The sequence below is a fragment of the Microcystis sp. M109S1 genome (genome assembly GCF_020247025.1).
Classification (GTDB): Bacteria; Cyanobacteriota; Cyanobacteriia; order Cyanobacteriales; family Microcystaceae; genus Microcystis.
Genome location: NZ_JADBRW010000110.1, coordinates 1 through 5,493, shown reverse-complemented (window position 1 = coordinate 5,493; position 5,493 = coordinate 1). Strand labels below are relative to the sequence as shown.

The following is a 5,493-nucleotide window of genomic DNA, read 5'->3' as shown; positions in this document are numbered from 1 at the left end:
GTTATCGAAAATTTGGGTTAAAACCCCGTCCTTTTAGGACGGCTTTAAGCTACAATGGAAAAAGCGATAACCAAGCTAAAAACTGAACCTTGACAACAGATAGTAGGGGGTTTTGTTCAGAAAAGAATTCAAATTCGGCCTTGAACGAGTAAAACTTTCTAGGAAATAAGGGTGAACATTAGATTTTTTCGACTTGTTCAAAGTGGCCGGAGGGCATCCGGACACTCAAAACGGACGGGTCGAAAGAGTCAGACTTAAGCAATTAAGCGTTTTTCGGTGAAGCGTCAACCCCATTCAGCGACCACCCTAAAAAAGTGGCGTGGTGAGGAATTGCCGTCCGTTTTACGGCGGCGAGGATGTCAACTTCTAGATTAATCGATCGCAAAGTCCAATCTCGATCGACCCTAAAACCACCACCAGTGCCTTATCGCGGCCCGAATTAGTCCAAAATCAACTCACTCCGGGTTGATGGCATCGAAATTTTAGGCAAAAATAGGGCTTTTGCCGTCAAAAAAGCCTACATTTTGGCTATTTACCCCCCGGTTGACCCCTGATTTTTGCAGTCGGTTGACTGCCCTGGGGAACTGGTAACAGTTTCCTGATAGGATAAGGTGACTTGGGATTAACTTATGGTGTCGAAAATATGTCTCTAAAACCTTACATTTCTCGCTTATTAGCTTTGGTTCTCGTCCTGGTAATCGGATTGATGGGTTGTTCTGGTAGTTCGGGGTTAACGGGCAATTATGGACAGGATACCCTGACGGTGATTGAAACTTTAACCACAGCCCTTGATTTAGTCAAAGATGACCCGAATAAAGCGGCAGTTGAGTCGCAAGCAAAGGAACAAATCAACGATTACATCTCCCTCTACCGACGAGATAAAAAATCCGGGGGTTTGCGTTCTTTCACTACTATGCAAACAGCTTTAAACTCTGTAGCTGGTTATTATACCGCCTACGGTTCCCGTCCTATCCCCGACAAACTCAAACAACGTTTAAAACAAGAATTTAAACAGGTGCAATTCTCTCTCCAGAAAGGAATTTAGATACAGTTATCAGTTATCAGTTATCAGTTATCAGTTATCAGTAGAACTCGACCTAATATTATAAGCTGTACTGAATTTAAACTGCGTATTAAAAATTTTAGTACAAATGCTCGAACTTCCTCTCCCTGCTTCCAACTCCGGCACTCCAGTGCAGTCTTAACGAGTAATTTAGATAGTCAACAGATTGGTGGGATTGTTAAGTGACAGGTATTAGGTGCGAGTAACAGTGCTGTCTTTTCCCTGATTACTGATGACTGATTACTGTTGACTGAAATGACTCCTGTAAAAATCGGGCCAAATCCGGTTAGACTAGAAATACAAAGCGTATTATAAAAAACTACAAAATTGATTGAAGACGAAACCCTAGAATTATTGGAATGGCCGCGGCTATGTCAACACCTAGCTACTTTTGCAGCGACTAAACTCGGTGCGATCGCAATTCGTCAATTGCCGTTACCAGAAAGCAAAGAGGAAAGTTTAAACCTACTCTGCCAAACCAAAGAAGTTTATAGCTTAGAACAAAAATTAGATAGTCGTCTTTCCTTTGATGGGATTACCGACATCGGAGATGCCCTAGAAAGGGCGCATCTGGGGGGGTTATTATCGGGACAGGAACTTTTAAATATTGCCACGACTTTAGCGGGAGTGCGACGTTTACGGCGTTTAATTGACGAACAGGAAGATATACCAGTTTTAAAAGAGTTAGTAGCCGAAATTCGCACCTATCCAGAGATAGAACAGGAAATACACCGTTGTATCGATGAAGATGGCCGGATATCCGATCGCGCTAGTCCCCAATTACGGGAAATTCGGGGACAAATGAAGGTGATTAAAGAGCGAATTTACCGAAAATTACAGGATATCATCCAAAAACAGGGCGGTGCCATCCAAGAAGCAGTCATTACCCAAAGAAGCGACCGCTGGGTGATTCCCGTCAAAGCAGCGCAAAAAGAGCAAATACCCGGGATAATTCACGATACTTCCAGCACAGGGGCGACTTTTTACATTGAACCTCACTCTATCGTTGACCAAGGCAATCAACTGCGGCAATATCGTCGTCAGGAACAAATCGAAGAAGAAAAAATCCTCCGGCAGTTAAGTAATACGATCGCCGAAGCTTTTGAGGATTTAGAATATTTACTAGCGATCGCTACTAGGCTCGATCTGGCCACCGCTAAGGCCCGTTACAGTTTATGGTTAGAGGGTAATCCCCCCCGCTTTATCGATGGGTCGGAAACGATTACTTTGCGGAATTTGCGTCATCCCTTGCTCTGGTGGCAAAAACACCACGAACAGGGGGGGGATGTCGTACCAATAAATGTGCAGATTACCCCAGAAATTCGCGTTGTTGCCATCACCGGACCAAATACCGGCGGAAAAACCGTTACTTTAAAAACTCTCGGATTAGCGGCTTTAATGGCGAAAGCGGGCTTGTTTATTCCGGCCCGGGAACCGGTAGAGATACCCTGGTTTGATCGCGTTTTAGCCGATATCGGGGATGAACAGTCTTTGCAACAGAGTTTATCGACTTTTTCGGGTCACATTCGCCGGATTGTTCGCATTTTAGCGGCTTTAAATTCTCGTTCCTTGGTTTTACTCGATGAGGTGGGAGCAGGTACGGATCCGGCCGAAGGAAGTCCTTTAGCGATCGCTATTTTACAATACCTCGCCGATCATAGTTTACTAACGGTGGCTACCACTCACTACGGGGAATTAAAAGCGTTAAAGTATCGAGATTCTCGCTTTGAAAATGCCTCGGTAGAGTTTGATGATCGCACTCTTTCCCCCACTTATCGACTATTATGGGGCATTCCGGGGCGTTCTAATGCTTTAACTATTGCCCAGCGTTTGGGATTAAGTCCCGAAATTGTGGCCGAAGCGAGAAATCATCTGGGGGGGTTATCGGAGGAGATAAATCAAGTAATTGCGGGTTTGGAAGCGCAAAGACGGGAACAGGAGTCAAAAGCTAAAGAGGCAAGTCAATTGCTCCAACAAACGGAGAAATTTTATACAGAGGTGTCCACGCGGGCCAATTCTCTACAGGAGAGAGAGCGAGAATTAAAGCGTTATCAGGATCAGGAGCTACAAAAGGCTTTATTATCGGCAAAAGCAGAGATTAATGACGTTATTCGCCGATTGCAATCAGGAACAAAAACTGGTAAGGATGCCCAAAAAGCCACAGAGGAGTTAACTGCGATCGCAGAAAGGTTATTACCAAAAACGGAAAAAACTAAGGTTAATTATCGTCCGCAAGTGGGGGAAAGGGTGCGCTTGCCCAATTTGGGACAAACTGCCGAAGTTCTAGCAATTTCACCGGAATCAGAGGAGATTTCCCTGCGTTTCGGTATGATGAAGATGACCCTACCCTTAGATCAGATCGAGTCTTTGGATGGTCAAAAAGTGGAAACTGCGCCAAAACCTGTCAAAAATGTGCCACAAACTCCCACAAAACCCCAGGAGACTCCTTTAATTCGTACTGCTAATAATACCGTCGATATTCGCGGTTCAAGGGTGGCAGAGTCAGAAACGGATATCGAACAGGCGATCGTCCGTGCCACCCCCTCGGGTATATTATGGATTATTCACGGTAAAGGTACGGGGAAATTGCGTCAAGGTGTTCACGATTTTTTATCCCGTCATCCCCAGATAAAACGCTTTCAATTAGCACCCCAAAATGAGGGCGGTTCGGGGGTAACTATCGCTTATTTAACTTAGGGTCTGCTGAATAGGTTTTTTAGTGGGGACAGGGTACACCCCACACCCCACACCCCACACCCTACACCCTACTTCATGGGATATAAGCTAAACGGCGCTTAACCTGCATCATCCAATAGCTATAACCCTTTTGGAGTCTATATCGGTGCTCCGAAGTAAAAGCCGTTTAGCTTATCCGTAATTTAATCTTTTCTTAACTTCTTTTTACAAAAATATGATACTGTTTGCGTGTACCCTTGTGAGATTTTATGAACTTCAACAAAATTGGTCTCGTAACAGGTTTAGTGGTTAGTGGACTCTCCATTAGTAGTGTATTTAATCCAGCTAAGGCCGCACAATTTGCCTTGCAATGGTCTGGCGCTGCCTTTGGCAATAGTGCATCAGCAAATGGATTGATTGATTTCGATCCTTCCCTAATTAGTAATCCGGGTTTTACCGACCCTCTACCTGTTAACTCCTTTTCCATAACGATTACAGGAGCAAACAGCGGCAATGGAACTTTTTCATTAGCTGATTATAATAATTTTTTCTTAGATACCAGTGGTGGAACATTAGACTTTACCAAACAATTGGTAGGACAACCAACTAGCAATGGCCTTTGGGGAACCACTTCTTTTGGTAATGGCGGTGATTTTAATATTATTTCAAATTTTTCAAATCTTGATACACCTACTGGAGTCTCAGAGTTTCTAATCGCTACTTCTGGTGGTTCTGGAGATTCATTACAGCTAACAAGTTTTGCCCCCCTTGCCACTGTTCCTGAACCTTCTTCTTTATTAGGTCTCCTCGCCCTTGGCACACTCGGCACAGGTGCGACTTTGATGCGGAAATTAAAGACCTCTAAATTTACCGAGAAAGAGTGAGAAAATCTCTTAAACTTCTTACCATTAAATATATGTTTCAAGGGCTGTTTCCAATTCAGAGACAGCCTTTTGTTTTTGCTATTCGCAATAGACCTACTTGACGAAATCTGCCTTTCGTCAAATAACCTCTAAAACCTGTCCCCCCTAAAAGCCGCTATCATCAGAGAATAAGCTAAACGGCGCTTAACCTGCATGATCCAATAGCTATAACCCTTTTGGAGTCTATATCGGTGATCCGAAGTAAAAGCCGTTTAGCTTACCCTCTTTCATGATGATGATGGATGAAACAGAACGGGCATACCCCGCATTTCTCACAAAGAAAGAGAATGGAGTGTCTGAAAGCCCTACCCAGTATAGATTTGAACCCGATTTTAGCCCAGCTACCCCAACGACAGTGTGTTATGAGAATTTAACAAGACATCGTCATCAATTAGACTTGAGAAAAAAGGAATTAATTTGCGCAAAGTTTACGCAAATTAATTAAATAAACTGTACCTAGGTCACAAATTCCTCAAAACTTGGCTTTAAAATCAGTTATAATTGAGTTATGTTTGCGCTTTTAAAGGTTCGATTTTATGACACCTAGTTCAGACCAGTCTCTCCCCAATCAATTCAACTTTGGCCAGTTAAAAGGAAGAAACATAATCGCCAATTTTGAAGGAGGTAAAATCACCTCGGACGCGGGAATTGTCTTAATGGCAGAGTTAGACAAGAAGTTAAAAATCACCACTCAATTTGCTGAATGCTTTCGAGATTATCGTCATCGAAAATTTTGGGTCTGAAACCCCGTCGTTCTACGACGGCTTTACCGTTAAATACTAGCGCATTTACCAAATATATGCTAAAATGTGAGACATGGAAAAAGCCTAT

At 43.3% G+C, this 5,493-nt stretch carries 4 protein-coding genes and 1 pseudogene; 4 read left to right on the top strand and 1 reads right to left on the bottom strand.

What is annotated here, in order from left to right; translation table 11 throughout:
* Nucleotides 1-262: 262 nt before the first annotated feature.
* Nucleotides 263-385 (bottom strand): hypothetical protein, encoded by a 123-nt coding sequence (locus tag IM322_RS05200; protein WP_287672825.1) that lies wholly within the window; start codon nt 383-385, stop codon nt 263-265.
* Between the two features lie 258 nt (nt 386-643).
* Between IM322_RS05200 and psb27 the strand changes: the two genes are divergently transcribed.
* From psb27 to IM322_RS05180, 4 genes and pseudogenes are all read left to right on the top strand, one after another.
* Complete coding sequence (psb27, locus tag IM322_RS05195; protein WP_016517303.1) at nt 644-1,045, top strand: photosystem II protein Psb27; 402 nt, start codon at nt 644-646, stop codon at nt 1,043-1,045.
* A gap of 345 nt (nt 1,046-1,390) precedes the next feature.
* On the top strand, nt 1,391-3,760 hold the full coding sequence (locus IM322_RS05190; RefSeq protein WP_287672822.1) for an endonuclease MutS2: 2,370 nt from the start codon (nt 1,391-1,393) through the stop codon (nt 3,758-3,760).
* Nucleotides 3,761-4,008: 248 nt separating this feature from the next.
* The gene (locus tag IM322_RS05185; RefSeq protein WP_287672820.1) at nt 4,009-4,623 is read left to right on the top strand and encodes a PEP-CTERM sorting domain-containing protein; all 615 of its coding nucleotides are present in this window, start codon (nt 4,009-4,011) and stop codon (nt 4,621-4,623) included.
* Between the two features lie 575 nt (nt 4,624-5,198).
* Nucleotides 5,199-5,396: pseudogene (locus IM322_RS05180) on the top strand (transposase); the annotation flags it as partial.
* Nucleotides 5,397-5,493 lie beyond the last annotated feature (97 nt).

What these genes read in the sequence shown, in the direction of transcription:
- psb27 (WP_016517303.1), top strand. Translation starts at nt 644, where the DNA reads ATGTCTCTAAAACCTTACATTTCTCGCTTATTAGCTTTGGTTCTCGTC.
- IM322_RS05185 (WP_287672820.1), top strand. Translation starts at nt 4,009, where the DNA reads ATGAACTTCAACAAAATTGGTCTCGTAACAGGTTTAGTGGTTAGTGGA.